Source organism: Pseudomonas resinovorans NBRC 106553, assembly GCF_000412695.1.
Lineage (GTDB): Bacteria > Pseudomonadota > Gammaproteobacteria > Pseudomonadales > Pseudomonadaceae > Metapseudomonas > Metapseudomonas resinovorans_A.
Genome location: NC_021499.1, coordinates 5,199,306 through 5,223,418, shown reverse-complemented (window position 1 = coordinate 5,223,418; position 24,113 = coordinate 5,199,306). Strand labels below are relative to the sequence as shown.

Annotated in this window: 23 protein-coding genes; 12 read left to right on the top strand and 11 right to left on the bottom strand. The window is 66.5% G+C overall.

All coding sequences use genetic code 11. The features are described from left to right. Positions 1–170 precede the first annotated feature (170 nt). Together PCA10_RS23505 and PCA10_RS23500 are read left to right on the top strand one after the other, a co-directional pair. Entirely contained in the window at positions 171–1,265 is a 1,095-nt protein-coding gene (locus PCA10_RS23505) for an extracellular solute-binding protein (RefSeq protein WP_016494592.1), read from the top strand. 109 nt (positions 1,266–1,374) lie between these two features. Further along, a complete protein-coding gene (locus PCA10_RS23500; protein ID WP_016494591.1) occupies positions 1,375–2,019 on the top strand; it encodes a TetR family transcriptional regulator C-terminal domain-containing protein in 645 nt (214 codons plus the stop codon). Between the two features lie 279 nt (positions 2,020–2,298). On the opposite strand, the gene PCA10_RS23495 is transcribed toward PCA10_RS23500, so the two are convergent. The 8 genes from PCA10_RS23495 to PCA10_RS23460 all read right to left on the bottom strand — a co-directional run bounded on the left by PCA10_RS23495 (position 2,299) and on the right by PCA10_RS23460 (position 12,646). After that, on the bottom strand, positions 2,299–3,204 hold the full coding sequence (locus tag PCA10_RS23495) for a DMT family transporter (protein WP_016494590.1): 906 nt from the start codon (positions 3,202–3,204) through the stop codon (positions 2,299–2,301). 126 nt (positions 3,205–3,330) lie between these two features. Further along, complete coding sequence (locus PCA10_RS23490; RefSeq protein ID WP_016494589.1) at positions 3,331–5,391, bottom strand: acetate--CoA ligase family protein; 2,061 nt, start codon at positions 5,389–5,391, stop codon at positions 3,331–3,333. A 103-nt stretch (positions 5,392–5,494) separates the two neighbouring features. Beyond that, a complete protein-coding gene (locus tag PCA10_RS23485; protein WP_016494588.1) occupies positions 5,495–6,985 on the bottom strand; it encodes an aldehyde dehydrogenase in 1,491 nt (496 codons plus the stop codon). A 19-nt stretch (positions 6,986–7,004) separates the two neighbouring features. Continuing rightward, the gene (locus tag PCA10_RS23480) at positions 7,005–8,411 is read right to left on the bottom strand and encodes an aminotransferase (RefSeq protein WP_016494587.1); all 1,407 of its coding nucleotides are present in this window, start codon (positions 8,409–8,411) and stop codon (positions 7,005–7,007) included. Then, on the bottom strand, positions 8,408–9,334 hold the full coding sequence (locus tag PCA10_RS23475) for an ABC transporter permease (protein ID WP_016494586.1): 927 nt from the start codon (positions 9,332–9,334) through the stop codon (positions 8,408–8,410). The genes PCA10_RS23480 and PCA10_RS23475 overlap by 4 nt, the downstream gene beginning before the upstream one ends. After that, positions 9,331–10,248 (bottom strand): ABC transporter permease subunit, encoded by a 918-nt coding sequence (locus PCA10_RS23470; protein ID WP_016494585.1) that lies wholly within the window; start codon positions 10,246–10,248, stop codon positions 9,331–9,333. Before PCA10_RS23470 ends, PCA10_RS23475 begins: the two co-directional genes overlap by 4 nt. Beyond that, on the bottom strand, positions 10,245–11,375 hold the full coding sequence (locus tag PCA10_RS23465; RefSeq protein ID WP_016494584.1) for an ABC transporter ATP-binding protein: 1,131 nt from the start codon (positions 11,373–11,375) through the stop codon (positions 10,245–10,247). Before PCA10_RS23465 ends, PCA10_RS23470 begins: the two co-directional genes overlap by 4 nt. Positions 11,376–11,476: 101 nt before the next feature. Next, positions 11,477–12,646 (bottom strand): acyl-CoA dehydrogenase family protein, encoded by a 1,170-nt coding sequence (locus tag PCA10_RS23460; protein WP_016494583.1) that lies wholly within the window; start codon positions 12,644–12,646, stop codon positions 11,477–11,479. A 444-nt stretch (positions 12,647–13,090) separates the two neighbouring features. Here PCA10_RS23460 and PCA10_RS23455 point away from each other — a divergent pair, with 444 nt between their 5' ends. The 5 genes from PCA10_RS23455 (at position 13,091) to PCA10_RS23435 (ending at position 18,563) form a co-directional block, all read left to right on the top strand. Beyond that, complete coding sequence (locus tag PCA10_RS23455; protein WP_016494582.1) at positions 13,091–14,263, top strand: aromatic ring-hydroxylating oxygenase subunit alpha; 1,173 nt, start codon at positions 13,091–13,093, stop codon at positions 14,261–14,263. A gap of 55 nt (positions 14,264–14,318) precedes the next feature. Then, a complete protein-coding gene (locus PCA10_RS23450; RefSeq protein WP_016494581.1) occupies positions 14,319–15,650 on the top strand; it encodes an OprD family porin in 1,332 nt (443 codons plus the stop codon). Between the two features lie 65 nt (positions 15,651–15,715). Continuing rightward, positions 15,716–16,834 (top strand): aromatic ring-hydroxylating oxygenase subunit alpha, encoded by a 1,119-nt coding sequence (locus tag PCA10_RS23445; protein ID WP_016494580.1) that lies wholly within the window; start codon positions 15,716–15,718, stop codon positions 16,832–16,834. A gap of 17 nt (positions 16,835–16,851) precedes the next feature. Continuing rightward, positions 16,852–17,820, top strand: a complete 969-nt coding sequence (locus tag PCA10_RS23440; protein ID WP_016494579.1) for a PDR/VanB family oxidoreductase — start codon at positions 16,852–16,854, stop codon at positions 17,818–17,820. Positions 17,821–17,888: 68 nt separating this feature from the next. After that, positions 17,889–18,563 (top strand): helix-turn-helix domain-containing protein, encoded by a 675-nt coding sequence (locus tag PCA10_RS23435; protein ID WP_016494578.1) that lies wholly within the window; start codon positions 17,889–17,891, stop codon positions 18,561–18,563. Here the strand turns inward: PCA10_RS23435 and PCA10_RS23430 are convergent. Then, complete coding sequence (locus tag PCA10_RS23430; protein WP_016494577.1) at positions 18,549–19,445, bottom strand: sterol desaturase family protein; 897 nt, start codon at positions 19,443–19,445, stop codon at positions 18,549–18,551. The genes PCA10_RS23435 and PCA10_RS23430 overlap by 15 nt on opposite strands. Positions 19,446–19,517: 72 nt before the next feature. Next, on the bottom strand, positions 19,518–19,778 hold the full coding sequence (locus PCA10_RS23425) for a YebG family protein (protein WP_016494576.1): 261 nt from the start codon (positions 19,776–19,778) through the stop codon (positions 19,518–19,520). 286 nt (positions 19,779–20,064) lie between these two features. Here PCA10_RS23425 and PCA10_RS23420 point away from each other — a divergent pair, with 286 nt between their 5' ends. After that, positions 20,065–20,556: a phosphate-starvation-inducible protein PsiE gene (locus PCA10_RS23420; RefSeq protein WP_016494575.1), complete on the top strand. Its 492-nt coding sequence runs from the start codon at positions 20,065–20,067 to the stop codon at positions 20,554–20,556. Between the two features lie 22 nt (positions 20,557–20,578). Here PCA10_RS23420 and PCA10_RS23415 read toward each other — a convergent pair whose 3' ends face one another. Next, on the bottom strand, positions 20,579–20,890 hold the full coding sequence (locus PCA10_RS23415) for a DUF3509 domain-containing protein (RefSeq protein ID WP_016494574.1): 312 nt from the start codon (positions 20,888–20,890) through the stop codon (positions 20,579–20,581). A 260-nt stretch (positions 20,891–21,150) separates the two neighbouring features. Between PCA10_RS23415 and PCA10_RS23410 the strand changes: the two genes are divergently transcribed. From PCA10_RS23410 to PCA10_RS23395, 4 genes are all read left to right on the top strand, one after another. Then, positions 21,151–21,447 carry a DUF3649 domain-containing protein gene (locus PCA10_RS23410; protein ID WP_041770949.1) on the top strand — a complete coding sequence of 99 codons (297 nt, stop codon included), beginning with the start codon at positions 21,151–21,153 and terminating at the stop codon, positions 21,445–21,447. Further along, complete coding sequence (locus tag PCA10_RS23405; RefSeq protein ID WP_016494572.1) at positions 21,444–22,964, top strand: PepSY-associated TM helix domain-containing protein; 1,521 nt, start codon at positions 21,444–21,446, stop codon at positions 22,962–22,964. Before PCA10_RS23410 ends, PCA10_RS23405 begins: the two co-directional genes overlap by 4 nt. Further along, positions 22,964–23,287: a DUF3325 domain-containing protein gene (locus PCA10_RS23400; RefSeq protein ID WP_016494571.1), complete on the top strand. Its 324-nt coding sequence runs from the start codon at positions 22,964–22,966 to the stop codon at positions 23,285–23,287. The genes PCA10_RS23405 and PCA10_RS23400 overlap by 1 nt, the downstream gene beginning before the upstream one ends. Positions 23,288–23,374: 87 nt before the next feature. Continuing rightward, the gene (locus PCA10_RS23395; RefSeq protein WP_016494570.1) at positions 23,375–23,884 is read left to right on the top strand and encodes a DUF3016 domain-containing protein; all 510 of its coding nucleotides are present in this window, start codon (positions 23,375–23,377) and stop codon (positions 23,882–23,884) included. Positions 23,885–24,113: the final 229 nt, after the last annotated feature.

Here is a 24,113-nt window from a genome sequence, read left to right as displayed (position 1 = left end):
TGGCCATTTTTCGAGGTTCCGCTTGCGCAATTGATTGAACGTATATTTAGTAGTAGTGTGATTTTCACCCGCCGACGCCAGGCCACCCCGCTGGCGGATCGCGGACTGCATGGCAGCCCGGCGAGCCGGCCGGATGCCCTGACTCACCTGAAAGCGCGAGGACAAGAACAATGAAATATCGCCGTCTGAACCTGCTGCTCGCCGGCGCCCTGCTCTCGGCCTGTGCCGGCGTGGCGCTGGCCTCCAACGAACTGAACATCGTCAACTGGTCCGGCTACGTGTCGCCGGATGCCCTGAAGAGCTTCCAGGAGGCCAACGGGGTCAAGGTGAAGTACGACGTGCTGGACAGCGACGACAGCCTCCAGGCCAAGCTGTTCGGCGGCAACACGGGGTACGACGTGGTCTACCCGTCCTCCACCTTCATGGCCAAGCAGATCGAGGCCGGCGTCTACGAGAAGATCGACTGGTCGAAGATCCCCAACCGCACCAACCTCGACCCCGAGCTGATGAACAAGCTCGCCCTGCAGGACCCGGGCAACCAGTACGGCGTGCCCTACGTCTGGGGCACCGACGGGCTTATCGTCAACCTGACCAAGGTGCGCAAGATCCTCGGGCCGGACTTCAAGCTCGACGACTGGAACCTCATCTTCGACCCTGCCGTGGCCAGCAAGCTCAGCGCCTGCGGCATTTCCATGATGGATTCGGCCAGCGACATCTTCCCCATCCTCCTCGCCCACATGGGCCGCGACCCCAACAGCAAGGACGTGGACGACTACCTGGCGGCCTACGCCGAACTGCAGAAGGTGCGCCCCTACATCACCCAGTTCAGCACCTCCTACCTCAACGACGTGGTCAGCGGCGACATCTGCGTGGCCGCCGGCTGGTCGGGCGACGCCACGGTGATCCAGCAGCGCATGGCCGAGGCCAAGCTGCCGGACGAGATCATCTACATCACCCCCAAGGGCGCCACCGGCCTCTGGTTCACCCTGATGGGCATCCCCAAGGACGCGCCCAACAAGGACAACGCCTACAAGTGGATCAACCACCTGCTGAGCAAGGAGATGGCCGCCAGCACCACCAACCACATCACCTACACCACCGCCGTGCTGATCGCCAAACCCCTGGTGGACCCGACGTTGCAGGCCAGCAACACGGTGTTCCCGCGCGACGAGGACATCGCCTCGGCCTTCACCTTCATGCCCATCGAGCCGAAGGTGCAGAAGGTGATGAACAAGTACTGGCTGCGCTTCAAGTCCAACGGCTGAGAGCGCAGGCCGCGCCCAGGTGTTTTATGATGGATGCGGACCGGCCATGGCCGGTCCGTCTCTTTCTTGCGCAAGCCTGCCGTGCCCGGCCGGCATTCGGAACCGACATATGACCAGCATGGAATCGACCCGCCCCAAGCGTAAAAGGACTGCCGCCGCCGAACCGCGTGCTCGCGAAGCCGCGGACGTGCGCCGCAAATCCCTGATCCAGGCGGCCATGCGCTCCATCGCCAAGTACGGCTACGCCGGCGCCACCATCGAGAAAATCTGCGGCGAGGCGCAGGTGTCGCGGGGCCTGATCAACCATCACTTCCAGAGCAAGGACGAGCTGATCCGCCAGGCCTATCGCGAGCTGTGCGAGGAGTGGACCTTCCAGACCCGCGACATGATCCTCGGCGCCGACCGCGACCCCGAGGACAAGCTGCAATCGATCATCCGCGCCTCCTTCGGCCCGGCGTTGTTCAAGCACGACTACATCGGCATCTGGGTCGGCTTCGGCAGCGTGATCGCCAAGTCGCCCACCTTGAAGCGGCTCAACCGCGAACTCATCGCCGAAGACATCGCCACCTACCAGAAGATCTTCGAAGCCATCGCCCACAAGCGCGGCAAGACCATCAACGCCCGCCAGGCCACCCTGACCCTGCTGGCGATGATCGACGGCTTCTGGAACCAGTGGTACCTCGACCCTTCTGCCTTCACCGGCGAAGAAGCCGCCCAGGCCTGCTTCGACTTCGTCGAGCGGCTTTACGCCTGACCTTCGGGGCTCTCCCCGTAGGATGGGTTGAGCCTGCGATACCCATCGGCCGATGTGATGGGTATCGCTTCGCTCAACCCATCCTACGATCCACCAGCGGAGCCCGGTCGGACCTCGAACGGTGGACCGGTGAAGCGTGGTCCACCCTACGATCTACAGGGGTTCAATTCGGCGCTTTGGCAAAGCGCCCATCCGTAGGTTGTGGCTGAGCTACGCGAAGCCCAACGTAGCCGGCCCCAACCTACGGGTGCGGCGTGGCCCGACCTTGTAGGCGCGAATTCATTCGCGATTGAAATCGCTCCCACGGGACAGGCCATTCCCGGTTGGTCGGAGCGCCCGTTCAGGCAGCAACGGCAGGGCGGCGGCGGTCAGTACCAGGGCCGCGCCGAGCCAGAGGTTCCAGGTGGGCCAGCTGTCCCACAGCAGGTAGCCCAGCAGCACCGACCAGATCAGCGAGCTGAAGGACATGGGCGCCGCCACGGCCAGGGGCAGGCGGCGGATGGCCTTGATGTAGAGCAGGTGCGCCAGGGTGGCGAGGACGCCCACCAGCAGCAGGATGCCCCAGTCGGCGGCCTGCAGCGGCCGCCACAGCCAGGGCAGCAGCAGGGCGCAGGCCAGGGCCATCACCAGGTTGTTGCTGGCCACCAGGTCGGCGTCGCTGTGGCCCTGCACATGGCGCCGGTAGAGCACAGCGGTGACGGCCCAGAACAAGGGGGTCAGCAGCCCCGGAACCAGGGCGTCCAGCTGCGGTTGCGCGCCCACCGGTGGATTGGCCAGCAGCACGCCCGCAAGCCCCAGGCCGCAGCTGATCCAGGCCCGCGTCGATGCCCGCTCGCCCAGCACCGGTCCGGCCAGCAGGGTGCTGAGCAGCGGCGTCAGGTAGTAGAGGCTGTACAGCTGCGGCAGGTCGAGGCCCGCCGCGGCGCGGTAGAAGCAGGCCCAGCCGGCGAGGTTGGCCAGGTTCATCGGCAGCAGCCGCCACTGGCTGCGGTGATCGGCCATGCGCCGCAGGGTAGGGCGGCGCCCCAGGACGGCGGCGCAGCCGAGGCCGAACAGGCTGCGCACCGCCAGTATCTGCCAGAGGCTGACGCTTACCACCAGCCACTTGGCCGCCGCGTCGCCACAGGCGTAGAGGAAGTAGGACAGGGCCATCAGCAGCAGGCCCTGGCGGTGATCGAGGGGCATGGAGACTCCATGGGGGCGTAGGGTGGATCGCGCTTCATCGATCCACCATCGGGGTTGGTCATGGCGCCGATGGTGGAAGTGAACAGCGACTTCCACCCTACGGGTCGTTACCCGCAAATAGGGTGCTCAATCCTCCACCAGGCGCACCAGCGCGTCCACCGCCAGCGCGCCGCGCTCCAGGGCCAGCAGCGGGTTCACGTCCAGCTCCAGCAGGCGGTCGGCCTGGCTCTCGGCATAGCGGGCGATGGCTTCCACCGCGTCCACCAGGGCGCCGATATCGGCCTTGGGCTTGCCGCGATAGCCGTCCAGCAGAGTGAAGCAGCGCAGGCCGCGCAGGGCCTGTTCGATCTCCGTGCGCGAGGTGGGCAGCAGCAGGGTGCGGGCGTCCGCCAGCAGTTCGACGAGGATGCCGCCGGCCCCCAGGGTCAGTGCCAGGCCGAACTGCGGATCGCGGGTCACGCCCACCAGCAGTTCGGCCACGACACCATCGGCCATCTTCTCCACCAGGAACCGCTCGAAGCCGGGCAGCTCGCCGAATGCCTTCGCCAGCTGCGCGGCGTCTTTCAGGTTGAGCTTCACCGCGCCCAGTTCGGTCTTGTGCGCCAGCTCGGCGGACACAGCTTTCAACACCACTGGGTAGCCGATGGCGCTGGCGGCGGCCAGGGCCTGGTCCAGGCTGGTCACCAGCTGCCCGGCGGGGATCGGCAGGCCGCAGGCGGCGAGCTGGCGCTTGGCGTTGAACTCGTCCAGCTGTGCGATTGGTCCGTCGCGCAACGGCACGGGGCTGGCCAACGGGTCCAGGCCGATCAGTTCGGTACTGCGGCGGCCGATATCGGCGGCGGCGCCGATGGCCAGGATGGCTTCGCGGATGCCCTGCATCGGCGCGATGCCGGCGGCCAGCAGACGCTTCGCGGCGGGGCCGTTCATCAGCTCGGCCATGGTGCTGAGGAAGACCGCCGGCTTGCCCTGCTGGCGGTGGGCCTCGATGAAGCCGGTGACCGATTCGTCCCAGCCTTCGATGCTTTCTTTCTCGCTGTCGGGGAAGTCCATGGTCAGCAGGCTGAGGTCGGTGTCGGCGCGCATCATCGCGGCAAAGCAGTCGGTCAGCGCCGGCACGTTGCCCCAGATGTAGGTCTGGTAGTCCAGCGGGTTGTGCAGCGGCACCAGTGGGCCAAGTACTTCCCCCAGCTCGCGGTGCACGGCGGCGGGCAGCTCGGGGTAGTCCAGGCCGCAAGCCTGGCCGAGGTCGGCCAGCAGCGAGGCGTCGCCGCCGGAGCAGCTCAGCGCGCCGACCCGGCGCCCGCCCAGGGGGCCGCAGACGTGCAGCAGCTTGAGGGTTTCCAGGAAGCCCGCCAGGTCTTCCACCCGGGCCACGCCGAAGCGGCGGAACAGGGCGTTGTAGAGCTCGTCGGCGCCGGCCAGGGAACTGGTGTGGCTGGCGGTGAGCTTGGCGCCGATGCTGGAGGAACCGGCTTTCAGGGCGATGATCGGCACGCCCCGCTGCAGGGCCTTGTGGGAGGCGCGGGAGAAGGCGGCGATATCGCCCAATCCTTCGATGTGCAGACCGATGGCGGTGACGCGCGGGTCTTCCAGCAGGGCCTCGATGGCGTGGTGGAAGTCGGTCACCGCCTTGTTGCCCAGCGCCATGATGTAGGCGATGGGCAGGTGGTGTTTCTGCAGCGACAGGTTCAGCGCCAGGTTGCCGCTCTGGGTGATGATCGCCACGCCGCGCTCGACCCGTTGGCCGCCCTGGTGGTCCGGCCACAGCGCGCAGCCGTCCAGGTAGTTGAGCAGGCCGTAGCAGTTGGGCCCCACCAGGGCCAGGTCGCCGGCGGCGGCCAGCAGCTCCCGTTGCAGATCGATACCGTCTCCGCCCACCTCGGCGAAACCGGAGGCGTAGCACACCGCGCCACCGGCGCCGCGCCCGGCGAGGGCGGCCACCAGTGCCAGGGTCTCCTCACGGGGCACGGCAAGGAAGGCGGCGTCGGGCACGCCCGGCAGGCTCGCCACATCGGGGAAGCAGGGCAGGCCTTCGAGCTGCTCGCGGCGCGGGTTGATCGGCCAGATCTCGCCAGCAAAGCCGATCAGGCGGCACTGGCGGATCACTTCGGCGGCCACGCTGCCGCCGGCCACGGCGATGCTTTTCGGGTGCAGCAGGCGTTCCAGGTTGGTGGTATGGCGGGGCATGTCGGGGCTCCAGAGTGTGCATGGTTCGAGGCATGTCGTAGGAGCGAGCTCCGCTCGCGATTCGCCAGCAGAGCTGGCTCCTACGGAAGCCGCTCTCGGCGTTTCAGCGCAGGCGGACGATGGTGGATTTGAGTTCGCTGTATTTCTCCAGCGCGTGCAGCGAGTTGTCGCGGCCGTTGCCGGACTGCTTGTAGCCGCCGAACGGGAAGTTCAGGTCGGCCAGTTCGTCGTAGCAGTTGACCCAGACGGTGCCGGCGCGCAGTTGCCGCGACAGCTCCAGGGCCTTGGCGAAGTCCGCGCTCCACACGGCGGCGGCCAGACCGTAGGGACTGTCGTTGGCGAGGGCCACGGCATCCATCGGGTTGTCGAAGGGGATCACCGACAGCACCGGGCCGAAGATTTCTTCGCGGGCGATGGCGGGGCGCTGGTCGGCGCAGGCGAACAGGGTGGGCTCGACGTAGTAGCCACCGCTGGTTTCCCGCGCGCGCAGGCCGCCGCCCAGCAGCTCGGCCTCGAGGCGGCCCCCGGCGATGGCGTCGAGCACGCGGCCCAGGTGGCCTTCGTCGATCAGCGCGCCCATGCGCGTGGCCGGGTCCATCGGGTCGCCGGGCTGGTAGCCGGCCAGCTCGGCCTGGATCAGCTCGCACAATTCGGCCTGGATGCTGCGCTGCACCAGCAGGCGCGAGCCGGCGCTGCACACCTCGCCCATGTTGCTGTAGATGGCGGCTGCGGCGGCGCTGGCCGCGCGGGGCAGGTCGGGGCAGTCGGCGAGCACGATGTTCGGCGACTTGCCGCCCAGTTCCAGCCAGACCCGCTTGAGGTTGGAGTCGGCGGCGGCATGCAGGATGCGCCGCCCGGTGGCGCCCGAGCCGGTGAAGGCCAGGCAGTCCACGTCCGGGTGCTCGGCAAGCAGTTGGCCGATATCGCCGAAGCCCGGCAGCACGTTGAACACGCCGTCCGGCACGCCGGCCTGGCGTGCCAGCTCGGCCACCCGCAGGGCGGTGAGCGGGGATTTTTCCGAGGGTTTGAGCACCAGGCTGTTGCCCATGGCGAGCGCGGGGGCGAACTTCCAGGCGGCCATCAGCAGCGGGTAGTTCCAGGGCACGATGGCGGCGACCACGCCGATCGGCTCGCGGCCGACCATGCCGAGGAAGTCGCGCTCGCTGGGGATGAGTTCGTCGGCCTGCTTGTCGATGGCCTCGGCGAACCATTGCAGGCACTGGGCGACGGCGGGGATGTCGCCGCCCAGGGTGTCGCCGATGGGTTTGCCGCAGTCGAGGGACTCCAACAGCGCCAGTTCGTCGTTGTGCGCCTCGATCAGGGCGGCCCAGCGCAGCAGCACGGCCTTGCGCTCGCGCGGGCTGCATCCGGCCCAGTCGCCTTGATCGAAGCTGCGCCGCGCGGCAACCACGGCGGCCTGCACCTCGGCGCCGGCGCAGCGTGTTACCTGCGCCAGCAGGCGGCTGTCGATGGGGCTGTGGCAGGGGAAGGTCGCGCCGCCCTCGGCTGCGCGGTAGGCGCCGCCGATGAAGGCACGGGTTTCGATGTCGAGGGCCGCCGCGCGGGCGGCCCAGTGGTCGCGGGTCTGGTTCATGTGCGGGCTTCCGGGGTGGTCAGCTCAGCTTCAGGCCGAGTTCCAGTTCCAGTTCGCGCTGGGTGCGCAGGATGGCTTCGTGGAGGATGTCGAGCATCTGGTCCACTTCGTCGCGCTGGATCACCAGGGGCGGGGAGAACACGCACAGGTTGGTCAGCGGCCGCACCATCAGGCCCAGCTCGTGGCAGTGGCGGTCGATGCGCATGCCGAGCTCGGTTTCGAAGGCGTACAGCTCGCTCCCGTCCATGCCGGATTCCACCAGCGGCCGCACCCGGCATTCCACGCAGCCCACCAGGCCCATGCCACGGGTGTCGAACACCAGGGGGATTTCCCGCAGGGCGTGCAGGCGTTCGAGGAAGTGCGGGCTGAGTGCGCGCACGTGTTGCAGCAGCTGTTCGCGCTCGATGATCTCGATGCTTTTCAGCGCCGCCGCGCAGCACACCGGGTGTCCGGAATAGGTGAAGCCGTGGCCGAAGCTGGCGCCGTTGGCGTTGCTCCCCGAGACCTCCTGGAACAGCCGCTCGGACAGCAGCATCGCGCCGAGGGGCAGGTAGCCGGAGGTGAGGCCCTTGGCGCAGGTGATCAGGTCCGGCTGGATGCCGAACACGGCTTCGGAGGCGAACCAGTGGCCGAGGCGGCCGAAGCCGGTGACCACCTCGTCGGCGATGAACAGCACGTCATGGCGCCGGCAGATTTCCCAGCAGCGCTTCAGGTAGCCCTCGGGCGGCACGATGACGCCGCCGGATGCCTGGATCGGCTCGGCGATGAAGGCGCCGACCTTATCCGCGCCGAGCTCCAGGATCTTGTTTTCCAGGTCCGCCACCCGTGCATCGCAGAAGGCTTGCAGGCTCATGCCGGCGGGCCGCCCGGCGGGGTTCACCGAGGGCAGGAAGTGGCTGAGGCCGGTGTTGATGTCGAACCAGTTGCGGTCGCGGTCCTTGCCGGTGACGGTGGCGCCCAGGTAGGTGCTGCCGTGGTAGGCGTGCTCCCGCGAGATGATGTGCTTCTTGCCCGGCCGGCCCTTGAGGTTGTTGTAGAAGTGCACGAAGCGCAGGGCGGTATCCACGGCGGTGGAGCCGCCGGTGGTGAGGAACACCCGCTTGAGGTCGCCCGGCGCCAGTTCGGCGAGCTTGGCGGCGAGCCGCGTCGGCGCCTCGCTGGTGAGAGAGAAGGGGTTCATGTAGGGCATGCGCAGGGCCTGCTCGGCGATGGCCTCGGCCATCTCCTTGCGGCCGTAGCCGATCTGCATGCACCACATGCCGCCGGGGCCGTCGATCAGGCGCTGGCCGTGCTCGTCGAAGACATGGATGCCTTCGGCGCGCTGGATGATGCTGCGCTGGTTGTGGCCGACGTCCGGCAGGTACTCCCAGGGGTGGAACCAGGCCTGGTTGTCGTGCTCGTGGATCTGTCCGATGGGGTCGCTCATGCCAACTCCTTGATGGGCCGGGTGCTGGTGCTGGACGGTTGGGCGCTGGGGGCGGCAGGCGCGCTGTAGTCCGCACCGCCCAGGCTGGCGTTGCCGGCCAGGGCCTGGCGGATTTCCTGCTCGCGACGGCGCTCGCGCTTGAGCATGTAGTGGTTGTTGACCAGGACCATGACGGTCACCGCGGCGATGAACAGGGTGCCCAGGGCGTTGATCTCGGGGTTGAGGCCGAGGCGCACGCGGGACAGCACCACCAGTGGCAGCGGGTTGGAGCCGGGGCCGGAGAGGAAGGCCGACATGATCACGTCGTCCAGGGAGATGGTGAACGCCAGCAGCCAGCTGGCGATCAGCGCCTGGGAGATCTGCGGCAGGGTGATGTCGAAGAACACCCGCAGCGGCGTGGCGCCGAGGTTCTGCGCGGCCTCGGCGAGGGACTGGTCCATGCTCACCAGGCGCGACTGGATGGTGATGGCGACATAGGACAGGCAGACCATGATGTGGCCGATCCAGATGGTCAGCATGCCGCGCCCGCTGGGCCAGCCGATCAGCTGCTGCATGGCGAGGAACAGCAGCATGGACAGCCCGGCGATCACTTCCGGCAGCACCATGGGGGCGCTGACCATGGCGGTGAACAGGGTGGAGCCCCTGAACTTGCGGTAGCGCGCCAGGACGAAGCCGATCCAGGTGCCGACGAACACCGCGGCGAAGGCGGTGGCGGTGGCCAGCTTGAGGCTGAGCCAGGCGGCGTCCATCAGCTCGCGGTCATGCAGCAGCTCGCCGTACCACTTGAGGGAGAAACCGGTCCAGAGGGTGACCATCTTCGACTCGTTGAACGAGTAGGCCACCACGCTGAGGATCGGCACGTAGAGGAACAACAGCACCAGGCCGAGGAAGGCGGCGCCGAGCAGCTTGCCGGGGCGTTTCATGCGCGCTTGAGCTCCTTGTTCTGGACGGTCTGGAACCAGGCCATGGGCAGCAGCAGGAGCAGCACCATGACGCAGGTGGCGGCGGAGGCCACCGGCCAGTCGGTGTTGTTGAAGAAGTCGTCCCACATCACCCGGCCGATCATCATCGAGTCGGAGCTGCCGAGGATTTCCGGGATCACGTACTCGCCGACGCTGGGGATGAACACCAGCAGCGAGCCGGCGACTATCCCGCGGGTGGACAGCGGCAGGGTGATGGTCAGGAAGCTCTCCCAGGCCTTGGCGCCCAGGTCGTGGGCGGCTTCCAAGAGGCGCGTGTCCATCTTCACCAGGTGCGCGTAGAGCGGCAGGATCAGGTAGGGCAGGTAGGAGTAGGCCAGGCCCACGTGCAGGCCGATGTCGTTGCGGTAGAGGCGCAGCGGCGTGTCCACCAGGCCGGTCCAGAGCAGCACCTGGTTGATCAGGCCCTGGTCCTTGAGCAGGCCGATCCAGGCGTAGACGCGGATCAGGTAGCTGGTCCAGAACGGCAGGATGATCGCCATCAGCAGCAGGTTGCGGTTGCGCGGGCTGGCGCGGGCGATCAGGTAGGCGGTGGGGTAGCCGATCAGCAGGCAGATCAGGGTATTGAGCGCTGCCACTTTCAGCGAGCTGAGGTAGGACAGCAGGTAGAGGTTGTCGGTGAAGATGGTCCGGTAGTGCTCGAAGTTGAGCCGGATGCTCAGGGTGAAGTCTTCCACCGAGGTCAGGTCGGAGTAGGGCGGGATGGAGAACTCCTGGTCCGACAGGCTGATCTTCAGCACCACCAGGAAGGGCACCAGGAAGAACAGGGTGAGGAAGCCGAAGGGAATGCCGATCACCAGTGACCGGCCCGACGGCAGGAACCTGCCGAGGCGCTGGACGAGGGCTGCCTGGTTCATTGGGTCACCATCACCAGGCTGTCCGGCTGCCAGGCCAGGTGCAGCCGGTCGCCGTAGGTGGGACGTTGCTCCAGGTCGTGCAGCGCATGGTGGGACACGTGCACGCCCATCAGTCGACCGCTGTCCAGGCGCAGGTAGAACAGGGTGTAGCTGCCCATGTAGGCGATCTGTTCCAGGCGGCCTTCGCAGGTGTTGCTGCGCTGGCTGAAGGGGGAGGCGGATACGGCGATGCGCTCGGGGCGCAGGGACAGGCTCAGCGGCATGCCGACGTAGCCGTTGAGACGGCTCGGCAGCTCCAGCGGCGCGGCCATGTCCTGGCAGTCCACCTGCAGGCAGTCATCGTCCAGCAGGCTGCCCTGGAGCATGTTGGTGGAACCGATGAAGCCGGCGCAGAAGCTGGAGTTGGGGTACTCGTAGACTTCCTCCGGCGAACCCAGCTGGACGATGCGCCCGGCGTCCATCACCGCCAGGCGGTCGGCCATGGTCATGGCCTCTTCCTGGTCGTGGGTGACCATCACGCAGGTCACGCCCACCTTGTAGAGGATGTTGCCGAGCTCGAACTGGGTCTGCTGGCGGATCTTCTTGTCCAGCGCCGACATCGGCTCGTCGAGCAGCAGCAGCTTGGGCCGCTTGATCAGGGTGCGCGCCAGGGCCACCCGTTGCTGCTGGCCGCCGGAGAGCTGGTGCGGCTTGCGCTTGGCGTAGTCCTGCATCTGCACCAGTTGCAGGGCGTCGCTGACGCGGTCGCGGATTTCCGCCTTGTCCACGCCTTCGCGCTTTAGGCCGTAGGCGACGTTGTCGGCCACGGTCATGTGCGGGAACAGGGCGTAGGACTGGAACATCATGTTCACCGGGCGGCGGTGTGGCGGCAGGTCGGTGATGTCTTCGCCGTCCAGCAGGATGCGTCCGGAGGTGGGTGTCTCCAGCCCGGCCATCATCCGCAGCAGGGTGGATTTGCCGCAGCCGGAGCTGCCCAGCAGGGCGAACATTTCGTTCCGCGCCACCGACAGGTTGAGGCTCTTGACCACGGTGTTGCCCTCGAACTCCTTGACCACATCGACCACTTGCAGGAAGTCGGGGCGGCCGATGTCACTGGGCGATTTCTGCACGCAGGTTGTGTTGTTCATGGCGTTTTTCTTGTTCTGTCAGGCTGTCGGGAATGGCCTGCGCCGCGTGGGCGGGGCAGGTCGCCAGACGGGGCCAACGGCGCCCCGCCGTCGCTGCGGGGTCAGCCGATCAGGCGCTCGGCGCCGCGCTTGAGCAGGCTGCGGGCGATGATCAGGCGCTGGATTTCGCTGGTGCCTTCCCAGATGCGGTCGACCCGCACTTCGCGGTAGAAGCGCTGCGCGGCGTTGCTGCGCATGTAGCCGCGGCCGCCGAAGATCTGCACCACGCGGTCGGCCACGCGGTTGACCATTTCCGAGGCCACCAGCTTGGCCATGGAACAGTGGGCGTGGATCACGGAGAGGTCCTCGCCGCGGTCCTGCATCTTCGCCGCCTCGTAGGTCATCAGGCGGGCGCCCCAGAGGTCGGTGAGGCTGTCGGCGAGCATGGTCTGGATCATCTGGTGTTCGCAGATCGGCTGGCCGCCGACCACGCGTTCCTTCGACCAGTCGGTGGCCATTTCCAGCATGCGCTGGGCGGCGCCCAGGGAGCGCGCGGCGATCATCAGGCGCTCGCGGCGGAACCAGCTTTTCGTGTAGGCCATGCCGTCGCCTTCGGCGCCGATGCGGTTGGCCACCGGCACCCGCACCCGGTCGAAGCGGTAGGTGGGGTGGTGGGAGGCGAAGTTATGGCCGAACAGCGGGTTGTCGATGATCTCGATGCCGGGGCTGTCGACGTCGACGAAGAACAGGGCGTCCTCGCCGCCGCCCTGGCCGTCCGGCACCCGCGCCTGGACGAACATGAACTGGGCCTTGTTGGCGCTGGTGACGAACCACTTCTCGCCGCTGATCAGGTAGTGCTCACCCTGGCGCACGGCGCTGGTCTCGATATGGGTGTCGGAGCCGGCCTCGCGCTCGGTGATGGCGTAGCACTCGGTCTTCTCGCCGGTCCAGATGGGCTTGATATAGGCCTCGATCTGGGCGGCATCGCAGGCTTCATACATCCACGAGTGGGCCTCGGAGATGCACCAGCTCAGCGCGTTGGTGACACGCCCCAGCTGCTCCCAGACCACCACCTGGTCGAGCATCGGCAGTTGCAGTCCGCCGTGCTCGCGCGGCACGTCCATGCGGCTGAAGCCCAGCTCGATACCCGTAGCCCGGTGCCCGGCGGTGATCTCCTTGGGCAGCAGCCCTTCGTTGAATTCGGCGGCTTCCTCATGGGGAATCAACTGTTCGGCGAAGTCACGGGCCTTGCGTTGCCATTCCAGGGTTTCCGGGGAAAGGGCATAGGTCATTGCTGATCTCCTGTCTTGTTGTATTTGTCAGGTGCTATTGAACGCTAATACAGCAAAATTTCATGGTCAACAGCGCGCCAGGCGTCTGATCGGTAATTTTTGCAGTATTGCGTTGGTAAGTGTCTGATTATTCAGGAAGTGTTTTCGTGAAATTTTTATTTTGTTTTTCATGGGTGGCGAAGCGAGGCGACCAGCGGCAAGGTCGGGGAGGGCGGCTCCCGGTATGGCCAGGTTGCTGCGCTGGAGCGCTCAAGGGCGGCTGGATGCTGCTGTCGGGTTGGGGTGTGGCGGGCGATAAAGGGCGTATCCGCTGGGTTTCATCCAGGCTTGACGCTTATTGAATGATCGTTCTATTTTCTATTGAACGATCATATAGCAGTTTGATCAGCGCGCCCTCTTCGCCATGGGCGCCATGTGCAGTCGATAACAAGAAGGAAACCTCACATGTACGAGCCCATCTCTTCCCGCCCGCAGGCCGATGACCGTGACAACCACACCCTGCCCAGCTGGATCTACAACGACGAACGCTTCTTCCAGCTGGAGAAGGAGGAAATCTTCTCGCGCTCCTGGCACATCGCCTGCCATGTCAGCGAGATCGCCAATCCGGGCGACTACATCACCCTCAAGTTCCTCGGCGAACGGGTGGCCGTGGCGCGCCTTGCCGACGGCAGCATCAGCGCCTTCCACAACACCTGCCGGCACCGCGCGCACCAGGTCATCACCGGCGAGCGCGGCACCTGCAAGCGCGTGCATGTCTGCCCCTACCACGGCTGGACCTACAACCAGGACGGCGGCATCCGCGCGATCCCCGGCGGCAGCGAGGAGGACGTAAAACAGGTGGGCCACGGCCTGCTGCCGGTGGACCATGAAGTGTTCATGGGCTTCGTCTGGATTCGCCTGAAGTCCGAGGGGCCGTCGGTGGCCGAGCGCCTGGCCGGCTACGCCGAGCTGCTGGCGGCCTACCGCATCGACGAGATGGTCCCCAACGACGATCTCAGCGTCGAAGAGCACCCGGTGGACTGGAAGAACATGATGGACAACTACCTGGAGGGCTATCACGTCGCCGTGGGCCATCCGGGGCTGAACAAGATGGTGGAAGGCGGCTACGACGTGGAGGCCGATGGCGCGAACGGCGTGAGCTTCGCCACCCACCTGCTGAAGGACCATCCCGCCGGCGGCCCGGACGAGTTCGCCTACCTCAGCATCCGCGCCTCGGCCGAGCACCTGCCGGGCGACCATGGCCGGCGCTGGAGCTACCTGTCGCTGTTCCCCAACGTGAACATCGGCCTGCAGCCGGACAGCATCGACTACTTCATCTTCTACCCCCTGGGCCCGGGCCGCGCGGTGTTCCGCACCGCCAGCTTCTCCCTGCCCAGCGCCAGCCCCGAGGTGCAGGCCGCGCGGGTGGCCGCCGGGCGCGTGTGGAGCCAGGTGCAGGAAGAGGACAACGAACTCACCGAGTCGGTGCAGCGCGGGTTCGAGGGCTCGGCCTATCCCTTCGGCTACCTCTCGCCCCGGGAGACCGGCGTGCGCGCCTTCCGCGACTGGATCCGCCAGCGCCTGCCCATCGCCCGCGAAGAGCAGCGCCCCTCCCATCACCTGGTTCGCCTGGGCTGAGCCCCGGCAGGTTGCAGTGCTTTCAGCCAACAACAACAAGAAGGAAAGACGCGCTATGCCTGTAGACAAGTGGAGCGCCCTGGCGCTGGCGGTGGTATCCGTGGCCACCGCGCAATCGGCCCTGGCCGGCCAGCAGGAGGAGGCCCAGGGCTTCGTCGAAGACGCCAGCCTGGTGTTGCTCAACCGCAACTTCTACATGAACCACGACCTGCGCGATTCGGGGCCGGACGAGCAGAGTTACCAGGAGGAATGGGCCCAGGGTTTCATCGGTACCTTCGAGTCCGGCTTTACCCAAGGCACGGTCGGTTTCGGCGTGGATGCCTACGGCATGCTCGGCCTCAAGCTGGACAGCGGACGCGGTCGCAGCGGTACCGGGCTGCTGCCGGTGGACAGCGAGGGTCGCGCCCAGGACGACTACTCCGAGGCCGGTGGCGTGGTGAAGATGCGCCTGTCGAGCACGGTGCTGAAATACGGCGAGATGCAGGTGGAAACCCCGGTATTCGATACCGGCGACCTGCGCCTGCTGCCGGAAACCGCGACGGGCTTCCTGCTCAGCAGCGATGAACTGGAGGGCCTGTCGCTGACCGCCGGCCACTTCACCGCCTTCAACAACCGCGACTCCACCAATAGCCGCGACGAGTTCTTCGGCTATGCCGTGGACACCTCGGCCGGCGGCATCGATTTCGTCGGCGGCAGCTACGCCATCAGCGACGCCCTGAGCGTCACCCTCTACGGCTCGGAGCTTTCGGAAACCTGGCGGCAGTACTACGGCAACCTCAACTACACCCTGGCCATCGACGACGAGCAGAGCCTCAACTTCGACTTCAACCTCTACCGCACCAACGACCATGGCGAGGCCCTGGCCGGCGAGATCGACAACACCACCTTCAGCCTGGCGGCGGTGTACAGCATCGGTGCCCACTCCTTCGCCCTGGCCTACCAGAAGGTGGATGGCGACACGCCCTTCGACTATGTCGGCGGCGACTCGATCTACCTGGCCAACTCGGTGCAGTACTCCGACTTCAACGGCGCCCACGAGAAGTCCTGGCAAGCGCGCTACGACCTCGACATGTCCAGCTTCGGCGTGCCCGGCCTGAGTTTCATGGCGCGCTACATCACCGGCGACAACATCGACGGAACCCGTGCGGAACAGGGCGGCGCCTACAACCCCTTCGACGAGGACCTCGGCGAGTTCGTGCCGCTGCAGGGGGCCGACGGCAAGCACTGGGAGCGTGACCTGGAGGTGAGCTACGTGGTGCAGGAGGGGGCGGCCAAGGACCTGTCGTTCCGCGTGCGCCAGGCGACCCATCGGGCCAACGCCGACCAGGGCGAGGGCAGCATCGACGAAGTGCGCCTGATCATCGAGTACCCCCTGGAAATCCTCTAGACCGCCCGCCGCCGGATGGCGGCGCTCCACCACGGCAAACGCCTTAGCTCGACCGAGGAGCTGCAATGAACCCGATCGTCAGACTTGCCCCGGACTTCTGTGCCGACCCCACCAACGCCTACACGCTGCCCGCGCCCTATTACACCGACGCGGGGGTGTTCGAGCGGGAGAAGGAACGCATCTTCGCCAACAGCTGGGTCTGCGTGGGGCACCGCAGCGAGGTGGCCGAGAACAACGCCTACATCACCCGCGAGTTCATCGGCGAAAGCATCATCATCGTGCGTGGCCGCGACGCCGAGCTGCGCGCCTTCTACAACGTCTGCCCGCACCGTGGCCACCAACTGCTGCAGGGCGACGGCAAGGCCAGGAACGTGATCACCTGCCCCTACCACGCCTGGACCTTCAAGCTCGACGGCGAGCTGGCCCACGCGCGCAACTGCGACCAGGTGGCCGACTTCGACAAGGCCAATTCCAGCCTGGTGCAGCTGCGCGTGGAGGAGTACGCCGGCTTCATCTTCGTCAACATGAACCAGGACGCCGGCCCGGTGGCGGAGCAGTTGCCCGGCCTGGAAGCGCGTTTGCGCCAGGCCTGCCCGGTGGTGGACGACCTGCACCTGGCCGCGCGCTTCGTCAGCCAGACCCCGGCCAACTGGAAGTCCATCGTCGACAACTACCTGGAGTGCTACCACTGCGCCCCGGCGCACCCGGGCTTCTCCGATTCGGTGGACGTCGGCCAGTACAGCCACAGCCTGCACGGCAACTGGTCGTTGCAGTACGGCGTGGCCAAGCCGTCGGAGAAGTCCTTCAAGTTCGACGAGTCGGTGAAGGACCCGTCCTTCGCCGGTTTCTGGGCCTGGCCCTGCACTATGTTCAACGCGCCGCCCGGCGGCAACTTCATGACCGTGATCTACGAGTTCCCGGTGAGCGCCGAGGTGACCCTGCAGCACTACGACATCTACTTCCTGAACCAGGACCTCACCGCCGACCAGCAGTCGCTGATCGAGTGGTACCGCAACGTCTTCCGCCCGGAGGACCTGCGCCTGGTGGAGAGCGTGCAGAAGGGCCTGAAGTCCCGTGGCTATCGCGGCCAGGGCCGGATCATGGTCGATCACCAGCGCAGCGGCCTCAGCGAGCACGGCATCGCCCACTTCCACCACCTGGTCGCCCAGCAGCACCAGGACTGAGCCCAGCGGAGACGAACATGAACAACCTGCAGCAGATTATCGCGGTGCGTGTGGCCGCGGTGGAACAGATGACTCCGCAGATCAAGCGCTTCACCCTGGCGGCCTGCGATGGCCGCCCCTTGCCCGGCTTCACCGGCGGCAGCCACGTACTGGTGCAGATGACCCAGGGCGAGCGGCGCTTCACCAATGCCTATTCGCTGATGAGTTCGCCGGCCGATACCCGCCACTACCAGATCGGCGTGCGCCGCGAGGAGAACTCCAAGGGCGGTTCGGCGTTCCTCCACGAACAGGTGGCGGTGGGCAGCGAGCTGCGCATTTCCCTGCCGAGCAACCTCTTCGCCCTGGCGCCCGAGGCCGGTCACCATGTGCTGGTGGCCGGGGGCATCGGCATCACGCCCTTCCTTTCGCAGCTTCACGACCTGCGCCGCCTGGGCGCCAGCTATGAGCTGCACTATGCCTTCCGCGCGCCGGAGCATGGGGCCTTCCGTGAGGAACTTGTGGCCGGGCATGGCCCGCAGTGCCGCTTCTACATCGACAGCGAAGGCCAGCGCCTGGACCTGGACGCGCTGTTGGACGGCATGGCTCCCGACGCCCATGTCTACGTCTGCGGCCCGCGCCCGCTGATCGATGCGTTGATCGAACGGGCCCGCGCCAAGGGGATCGAGCAGGCGCGGGTGCACTGGGAGCAGTTCGCCGCCACGCCGGCCGAGGGGGGCGCCTTCACCCTGGTGCTGGGTCGCTCCGGGCGCGAGCTGCAGGTGGAGGAGGGCAGCAGCATTCTCCAGGCCATCGAGCGCAGCAACGCCGCCCAGGTGGAGTGCCTGTGCCGCGAAGGCGTCTGCGGCACCTGCGAGACGCGCATTCTCGAGGGCCAGGCGCAGCACTTCGACCAGTACCTCACCGACGAGGAGAAGGCCGCGCAGCAAAGCCTGATGATCTGCGTCTCCCGGGCGGCGGCGGGCAGCCGGCTGGTGCTGGACTTGTAGGGAGCTGGCCTCTTCTCGGCCGGGCGGGGCTGTTCGTCCTGGTTGCCTTCGCTGTACCGTGCATGCCCATGACCGACTCCTCCTGGCAGGGGGCGTTCTGGCTGGCCGGCGATTTCTGCCTGATCGCCGGTGCCAGCGGCGCCACCCATTCCCATGCCCACTACGCCCACCAGGTCCTGCTGGCGCGGGACGAGCCCCTGCACCTGCAGGTGGAAGGGAAACCGGTGAGCGGTCGCGTGGTGTATGTGGAATCGATGCGCAGGCACGCGCTGGCCGATGCCAGCCAGCCCATGGTGGCGGTCTATGCCGAGCCATTGGCATTCAGCCTGCCGAGCTTGCGGGAGGCCCTCGACCCGGCCGGAACGGACCTCCAGGAACTGGCCGAGCGCCTGCTCCATGCACCCAGGCAGGCGCTGGATGGACGCGTCGCCCGGGCGCTCGAGGCCGTGGACCTGCTGCTGGCGGAGAAGGTCAGCGCGACCGCGCTGGCGCAGGAGGCGTGCCTGTCCCTCAGTCAGCTGGAGCGGCTGTTCGGCGAACAGGTCGGTCTGTCGGTCCGCCGCCTGGTGCTCTGGCGTCGGCTGCGGCTCGCCCTGAAGCTCGCCATGGCCGGGGAGACGCTCACCCGTGCCGCCCATGCCGCCGGCTTTGCCGATGCCGCGCACTTCTCGCGGACCGTGCGCGCCACCTTCGGCGTGCGTGCCGATCGGACCCTGCGCAACTTTCAGCTAAGGCTGCTTTAGCAAAGCATCCGGCGCGCTGGGGCTGGGCTGCCCTGGCTCTTCCGCCTGGAAGGGCGCAACCAGTTGGGCGAGGTAGGCGCTCGGGTAGTCGGGCTGGCTGCCAATGCCCAGGTCATCACCGCCGATGCGGTAGTTCGGGTTGTAGAAGGCAGTCCCCAGCAGCCTGTCCCAGAAACTGAAGAACAGGGCGAAATTCACATCGCCTGCGGTGCCGTATTTCATGTGGTGAAAACGGTGCACGGGCGCCCAGGCGAAGAGGTGGCGTAGCGGGCCGATGCGCATGTCGACATTGCTGTGCTGGAGCAGGAGCTGGATGGCGATGGCGAAGGCCAGCAGCGCGGCCACTTGCGTCGGTATGCCGAGGATCAGCAGCGGCGTGATCGCGGCGATGGTTTCCACGGCCAGGTGCAGCGGGTGTTTCATCAGGCCGTTGAAGCCGTACATGCGCCGCACGCTGTGGTGAATCGCGTGCAGGCGCCAGAGCCAGGGCAGGCGGTGGCTCAGCAGGTGCATGAGGGTCAGCCCCAGGTCCGCCACCACCACGCTCACCAGCAATTGCAGCCACAGGGGCCAGGCATGGGGCCAGAGGCCGGTATCCGGGAGCAGGGCGGCCAGCAGGGGAACGGCCAGCAGGCCGAGCGCGCTCAGCCCTTCGTTGACCAGGGCATGCAGGGCGTCGCGCCAGCGGTCGTCATGGTCATGGTTCCAGTCCGGGCGGTAGGGCAGCCAGGCTTCGGCCAGGAAGGACAGCCCTATGGCCAGCGCCAGCAGCACCAACAACCAGCCGGGTTGCTGCGGGTAGGCCTGGGCCAGGCCGAGCGCGAGGGCGATGAAGCCGAACAGAAAGCAGGGGGCGAAAAGCCGGGCGATGAGAATACGCATGAGGCACTCCTGATGTGGGGTGCCTCAGCTTCTCTTCGATGCGGAACAGGGGCTTGAAGAAACGGCGCAAACTCAGTCGGCGGCCGGCAGCTCCAGCTCGGCCAGCGCATCGGGCTGGTTCTTGAAGGCCCGGGCGAAGGTATCGCGGTGCTTGGCCATGAAGATGCCGATGTCTTCCACCTGCTGCTCACTCAGGGAAGGCACCGCCTTGTGCAGGACCTCGCCCAGGGACTCGGCCAGTTCGAGCATCTTGTCGTAACGGTCGGCTTCGGCCTTATCCATGAACAGGCGCTCCGGATCGCGGCTGCTGCGGTACACCACTTCGACGGCCATTCATCACCCCTCACCTTTGATCATTGGGTTAAAAATACTGGATGCGCGTACAGTATTCGGAATGATGGCAAATGGAAATAGCCCGTCGGAAATTTCCATTCGCCGACTGTGCCTCGCGTTCGTTGCGAATCGGTCAGAAACCCGCTGGAAACCAAGCATAGCCCGTGCCCGAACCCCTGCGACATCCTGCCTCGTAGCGCCGGGGCGGTTGCGGCCCCCATCCTGCATAACCCCACTGTCACCTTGCCCCATTACCGTCGGGGCCGTCGTCGCAAGGAGTTTTATCGTGAAGATCAACTGGGCTGAAAGACTGCGCGAGAACGTGCATGGCCTGGCCGAGTCGCTGGGAAATCTGCTGGTGGAGAGCTTCCACTACCTGGCGCTGTTCGCCATCGGCGGGATCACCGCCTGGGCTGCGGTGGTGGCCTTCCTGGGGATGGTGGAGAAGGGGCACATCACGGTCGATGACATCCTGCTGCTGTTCATCTACCTCGAACTGGGTGCGATGGTCGGCATCTACTTCAAGACCAACCACATGCCGGTGCGCTTCCTGATCTACGTGGCGATCACCGCGCTGACCCGCCTGCTGATTTCCGATGTGTCGCATCACCACCGGCCGGACCTGGGCGTCGTCTACGTCTCGGGCGCCATCCTGCTGCTGGCCCTGGCGATCCTCGTGGTGCGTTATGCGTCCTCGCGCTTCCCTTCGGTGCAGACCGACGCCCCGCCGCGCCGACGCAACCCAGGTCCTCAGGTCGAGGCGGAAGAAGAGGCCTGACCCCGTGCACGGTTAGCGTGCATCAGATGCGCGCTATCCGTGCAACGTTGACCTGGCCGGAGCGTACCGGCGCCACGTGGCCGCCGGTCATGCTGGTGAGCAGTTCCCCGACCTTGTGGCCGTTCTCGATGGCTATCCCCAGGCGGATGCTCTCGATCACCCGCTTCAAGCGCACCGGGTCGTTGCGCTGGGCCGCACTGATCATGCGTCGCGCCACCACGCCGCGGTCGTTGGTGAGGGTCAGCATGATGTTGCCACCCGGGCCTTCAAGGCTGAGGTTGACGCGGTATTCGGCCTGGAAAGCGTCGGTGAGGATCTCGAAGGGGTTGTACATGGCCATTCACCTGGTTGGTCGAGCGATGAGTCGATGGACGCCAGAACAATTGCAAAGTTCGAACCGCAATGACCGACGGAGCCACGTTGCCCCGACCAACTGTCGCGGACAGGCGTGATCGGGGTCGTACCGCACGGGCCGATAGAAATTCTCTGTTGCAATCCGAGTGGGCATGTAAATAATTCTCAGAATTATTTCCCGGATTCCTTCGCCTCGTCGGACAAATGGCCGACAGAGGCTTCCTCGACCAAGGTAGCAACGTGAGCAAAGCCAAGACTTCCACGCGCTGGGACCTGACCGCGCGCGTGCTGGCGGCGATTCTCGGTGGCTACGCGGCGGCCTATGCGGCCACCGCGTTCCTTTCCGTCTATCTGCCGCTGATGCGCAGCGACCGGGTGGTGTTCGCCAGCCTGGCCTGCTTCGTCGTCTACACCTTCGCCATCATCTACGCATTCGCCGCGCGCTCGGCCCTGCGCGTCTGGCTGGTGCTGGCCGGGGCGACCGCCTTGATGGCCCTGGCGGCCTACCTGCCCAGCGACTTCGGAGTACGCCCATGAGCCTGCGTCAATCCATGGCGGGACTGCACACCTGGGGCGGCCTGCTGCCGTCCTGGCTGTTGTTCGTGATCTTCTTCGCCGGCAGCATCGCCTGCTTCGACAAGGAGCTGGAGCGCTGGATGCGCCCGGCCGTTCACGAACCCGCCGGCCACAGCCTGAGCCTGGACCAGGTGCGCGACATCCTCCTGGCCAAGGCGCCGGACGCCCACGCCATCTGGATCCGCCCGCCGAGCGAGCGTGAACCCTTCTTCTGGGCGGGCTATGAGCCGGCCGACGAAAGCGAGTTCGTGCGCCTGGCGCTGGACCCGGCCACCGGTGAAGTCATGCCGGAAACCGTCGGCGGGCTGTTCTTCTTCACCCTCCACTACGACCTCAACGCCGGCATGATCGGCATGTACATAGTAGCCATCGCCGCCATGTTCATGCTGGTGGCGCTGATCAGCGGAATCATCATCCATCGGCGCATCTTCAAGGACTTCTTCACCCTGCGCCCGGACGCCAACGGCCAGCGCGCCTGGCTCGACGCCCACAACCTGTTCGGCGTGGTGGGGCTGCCCTTCCACCTGCTGATCGCCTACACGGGCCTGGCGATCTTCGTCGTCTTCTATATGCCCGCCGCCATCCAGCAGGCCTACAAGGGCAACGCCGAGGAGTTCTTCCGCGACGTGATGGGCGCCTACGAGCGCGAGGATGTGAAGCGCCCGGCACCGCCGGCGGCTTCCCTCGACGCCCTGGTGGCCGAGGCCCATCGCCACTGGGGCGGCAACGAGACCGGCTGGCTAAGCGTGCATCACCCGGGGGACGAGGCGGCCGTGGTGGATATCCGCCGCTACAACCGCTCCCAGATAGTGGACTTCCAGTGGACCTTGTCCTTCGACGCCGCCAGCGGCGAACTGCTGCATGAGCAGAAGCCCTACAGCGCCGGCTACGCCAGCTATGCCTGGTTGACCAACCTGCACATGGCGCAGTTCGGCGGGCAGATAGTCCGTGCCCTGTACCTGCTGCTCGGCCTGATGGGCTGCGCCATGCTGGTGTCGGGCCTGCAGGTCTGGCTGCGCAAGCGCGAGGCGCGCGGCGGCTACGGCATCGGCCTGGTGCGTGCGCTCAACGGCGCGGTGGTCGGCGGCCTGCCGGTGGCCAGCCTGGCGCTGCTCTACGGCAACCGGCTGATCCCGGCGGACATGGCGGCGCGGGGCAGCGCGGAAACCTGGGTCTTCGTCGGTGCCTGGCTGCTGGTGGCGGTCTGGGCGGTGCTGCGTCGCAACAGCGGCAAGGTGGCCCGCGACGTGCTGCTGGCGCTGGCGGTCCTGGCCCTCGGCCTGCCGCTGCTCAACGCCCTGGTCACCCCCCAGGGCAGCCTGCTGACGACCCTCGGTCGTGGCGACTGGGACCTGGCCGGGATCGATCTCGTCCTGCTGTTCTCCGGCGTGGTCTGCGCGCTAGCGGCCAGGCGCCTGTCGCTGCCGCAGGTGGAAAAGGCACCGCGTCGCCGCCGTCTGGTGGAGGAGAGCGCGTGATGCTGGTCCTGAGTTTCGCCTTCTGCTACCTGGCCATGGTCTGCCTGGCCCTGGCCATGTCGCGCCAACACAAACTGGTGTTCAGCGGCGCGCCGAGCGAGTCCCGCAGCCGTCTGCTGCGTATCGGCGCGGTCCTGGCCATGGCCGTCGGCCTGGCCCTGGCCATGGTCCAGCTCGGCGGCGAGATCGGCGGCGTGATCTGGCTCTGCCAGCTGATGCTCGCCGGCCTGCTGCTGGTTGCCCTGCTGGCCTGGAAGGCCCGCTGGGTGCTGCCGCTGGTGGCCGTGCTGCCAGTGACCGGTGGCCTGCTGGCGCTGGTCTGAACCACCCGCCTGAAGCTGCTTTCCGTTCGCATTGGCAGGCGTACACTGACCCTGGCGGTGCCCCGCATCACCGTCAGGAGGTGTTCCATGCGACCCACGTTGCTCCTCGTCGTGCTCGCCGTGGTGATTATTTCCCCGGCCGCGCTGGCAGCCACCACCGAGGTCAGCTTCACCCATCCGGAGAAATTCACTGACGCGCGCCTGAACCGCGACCGTGGCCGTGGCGCTGACGATTTCGTCCTGAAGGACCTCAAGGCGCATATCGAGAAGCTGGGCGGTCGCTACCTGCAGCCGGGGCAGACCCTCAAGGTGGATATCCGCGACATCGACCTGGCCGGCCAATACGAGCCCTGGCGGGTGAACTTCCAGGATGTGCGTGTGCTGCGCGGGGTGACCTGGCCGCGCATCAAGCTGCATTACAGCCTGGAGCAGGATGGCAAGGTCCTGTCGAGCCGGAATGTCGCGGTGATCGACCAGACCTACCTGCAACGCGCCAACCGTTACTTCAGCAACGACCGCCTGCGCTACGAGAAAACCATGCTGGATGACTGGTTCCGCTGGAACATCGGCCCGCAGCGTCGCACGGCTGCCTATTGATTGAGGAGGGGCCTGTAGGTTGTGGCTGAGCCATGCGAAGCCCAACGTTCGGCCTGGCCGGGAATCGTTGGGTTTCGCTGCGCTCTACCCAACCTACAGTACTCATGACCACGGCCTAGCGACGTAGGATGGGTTGAGCCTGCGATACCCATGCTGTTCGTTGGAGCCGATGGGTATCGCTGCGCTCAACCACATCCTACGAGTCGCACCCGGATAGCTGGCAACTCAC

What these genes read in the sequence shown, in the direction of transcription:
- PCA10_RS23505 (WP_016494592.1), top strand. Translation starts at nt 171, where the DNA reads ATGAAATATCGCCGTCTGAACCTGCTGCTCGCCGGCGCCCTGCTCTCG.
- PCA10_RS23500 (WP_016494591.1), top strand. Translation starts at nt 1,375, where the DNA reads ATGACCAGCATGGAATCGACCCGCCCCAAGCGTAAAAGGACTGCCGCC.
- PCA10_RS23495 (WP_016494590.1), bottom strand. Translation starts at nt 3,204, where the DNA reads ATGCCCCTCGATCACCGCCAGGGCCTGCTGCTGATGGCCCTGTCCTAC.
- PCA10_RS23490 (WP_016494589.1), bottom strand. Translation starts at nt 5,391, where the DNA reads ATGCCCCGCCATACCACCAACCTGGAACGCCTGCTGCACCCGAAAAGC.
- PCA10_RS23485 (WP_016494588.1), bottom strand. Translation starts at nt 6,985, where the DNA reads ATGAACCAGACCCGCGACCACTGGGCCGCCCGCGCGGCGGCCCTCGAC.
- PCA10_RS23480 (WP_016494587.1), bottom strand. Translation starts at nt 8,411, where the DNA reads ATGAGCGACCCCATCGGACAGATCCACGAGCACGACAACCAGGCCTGG.
- PCA10_RS23475 (WP_016494586.1), bottom strand. Translation starts at nt 9,334, where the DNA reads ATGAAACGCCCCGGCAAGCTGCTCGGCGCCGCCTTCCTCGGCCTGGTG.
- PCA10_RS23470 (WP_016494585.1), bottom strand. Translation starts at nt 10,248, where the DNA reads ATGAACCAGGCAGCCCTCGTCCAGCGCCTCGGCAGGTTCCTGCCGTCG.
- PCA10_RS23465 (WP_016494584.1), bottom strand. Translation starts at nt 11,375, where the DNA reads ATGAACAACACAACCTGCGTGCAGAAATCGCCCAGTGACATCGGCCGC.
- PCA10_RS23460 (WP_016494583.1), bottom strand. Translation starts at nt 12,646, where the DNA reads ATGACCTATGCCCTTTCCCCGGAAACCCTGGAATGGCAACGCAAGGCC.
- PCA10_RS23455 (WP_016494582.1), top strand. Translation starts at nt 13,091, where the DNA reads ATGTACGAGCCCATCTCTTCCCGCCCGCAGGCCGATGACCGTGACAAC.
- PCA10_RS23450 (WP_016494581.1), top strand. Translation starts at nt 14,319, where the DNA reads ATGCCTGTAGACAAGTGGAGCGCCCTGGCGCTGGCGGTGGTATCCGTG.
- PCA10_RS23445 (WP_016494580.1), top strand. Translation starts at nt 15,716, where the DNA reads ATGAACCCGATCGTCAGACTTGCCCCGGACTTCTGTGCCGACCCCACC.
- PCA10_RS23440 (WP_016494579.1), top strand. Translation starts at nt 16,852, where the DNA reads ATGAACAACCTGCAGCAGATTATCGCGGTGCGTGTGGCCGCGGTGGAA.
- PCA10_RS23435 (WP_016494578.1), top strand. Translation starts at nt 17,889, where the DNA reads ATGACCGACTCCTCCTGGCAGGGGGCGTTCTGGCTGGCCGGCGATTTC.
- PCA10_RS23430 (WP_016494577.1), bottom strand. Translation starts at nt 19,445, where the DNA reads ATGCGTATTCTCATCGCCCGGCTTTTCGCCCCCTGCTTTCTGTTCGGC.
- PCA10_RS23425 (WP_016494576.1), bottom strand. Translation starts at nt 19,778, where the DNA reads ATGGCCGTCGAAGTGGTGTACCGCAGCAGCCGCGATCCGGAGCGCCTG.
- PCA10_RS23415 (WP_016494574.1), bottom strand. Translation starts at nt 20,890, where the DNA reads ATGTACAACCCCTTCGAGATCCTCACCGACGCTTTCCAGGCCGAATAC.
- PCA10_RS23405 (WP_016494572.1), top strand. Translation starts at nt 21,444, where the DNA reads ATGAGCCTGCGTCAATCCATGGCGGGACTGCACACCTGGGGCGGCCTG.
- PCA10_RS23400 (WP_016494571.1), top strand. Translation starts at nt 22,964, where the DNA reads ATGCTGGTCCTGAGTTTCGCCTTCTGCTACCTGGCCATGGTCTGCCTG.
- PCA10_RS23395 (WP_016494570.1), top strand. Translation starts at nt 23,375, where the DNA reads ATGCGACCCACGTTGCTCCTCGTCGTGCTCGCCGTGGTGATTATTTCC.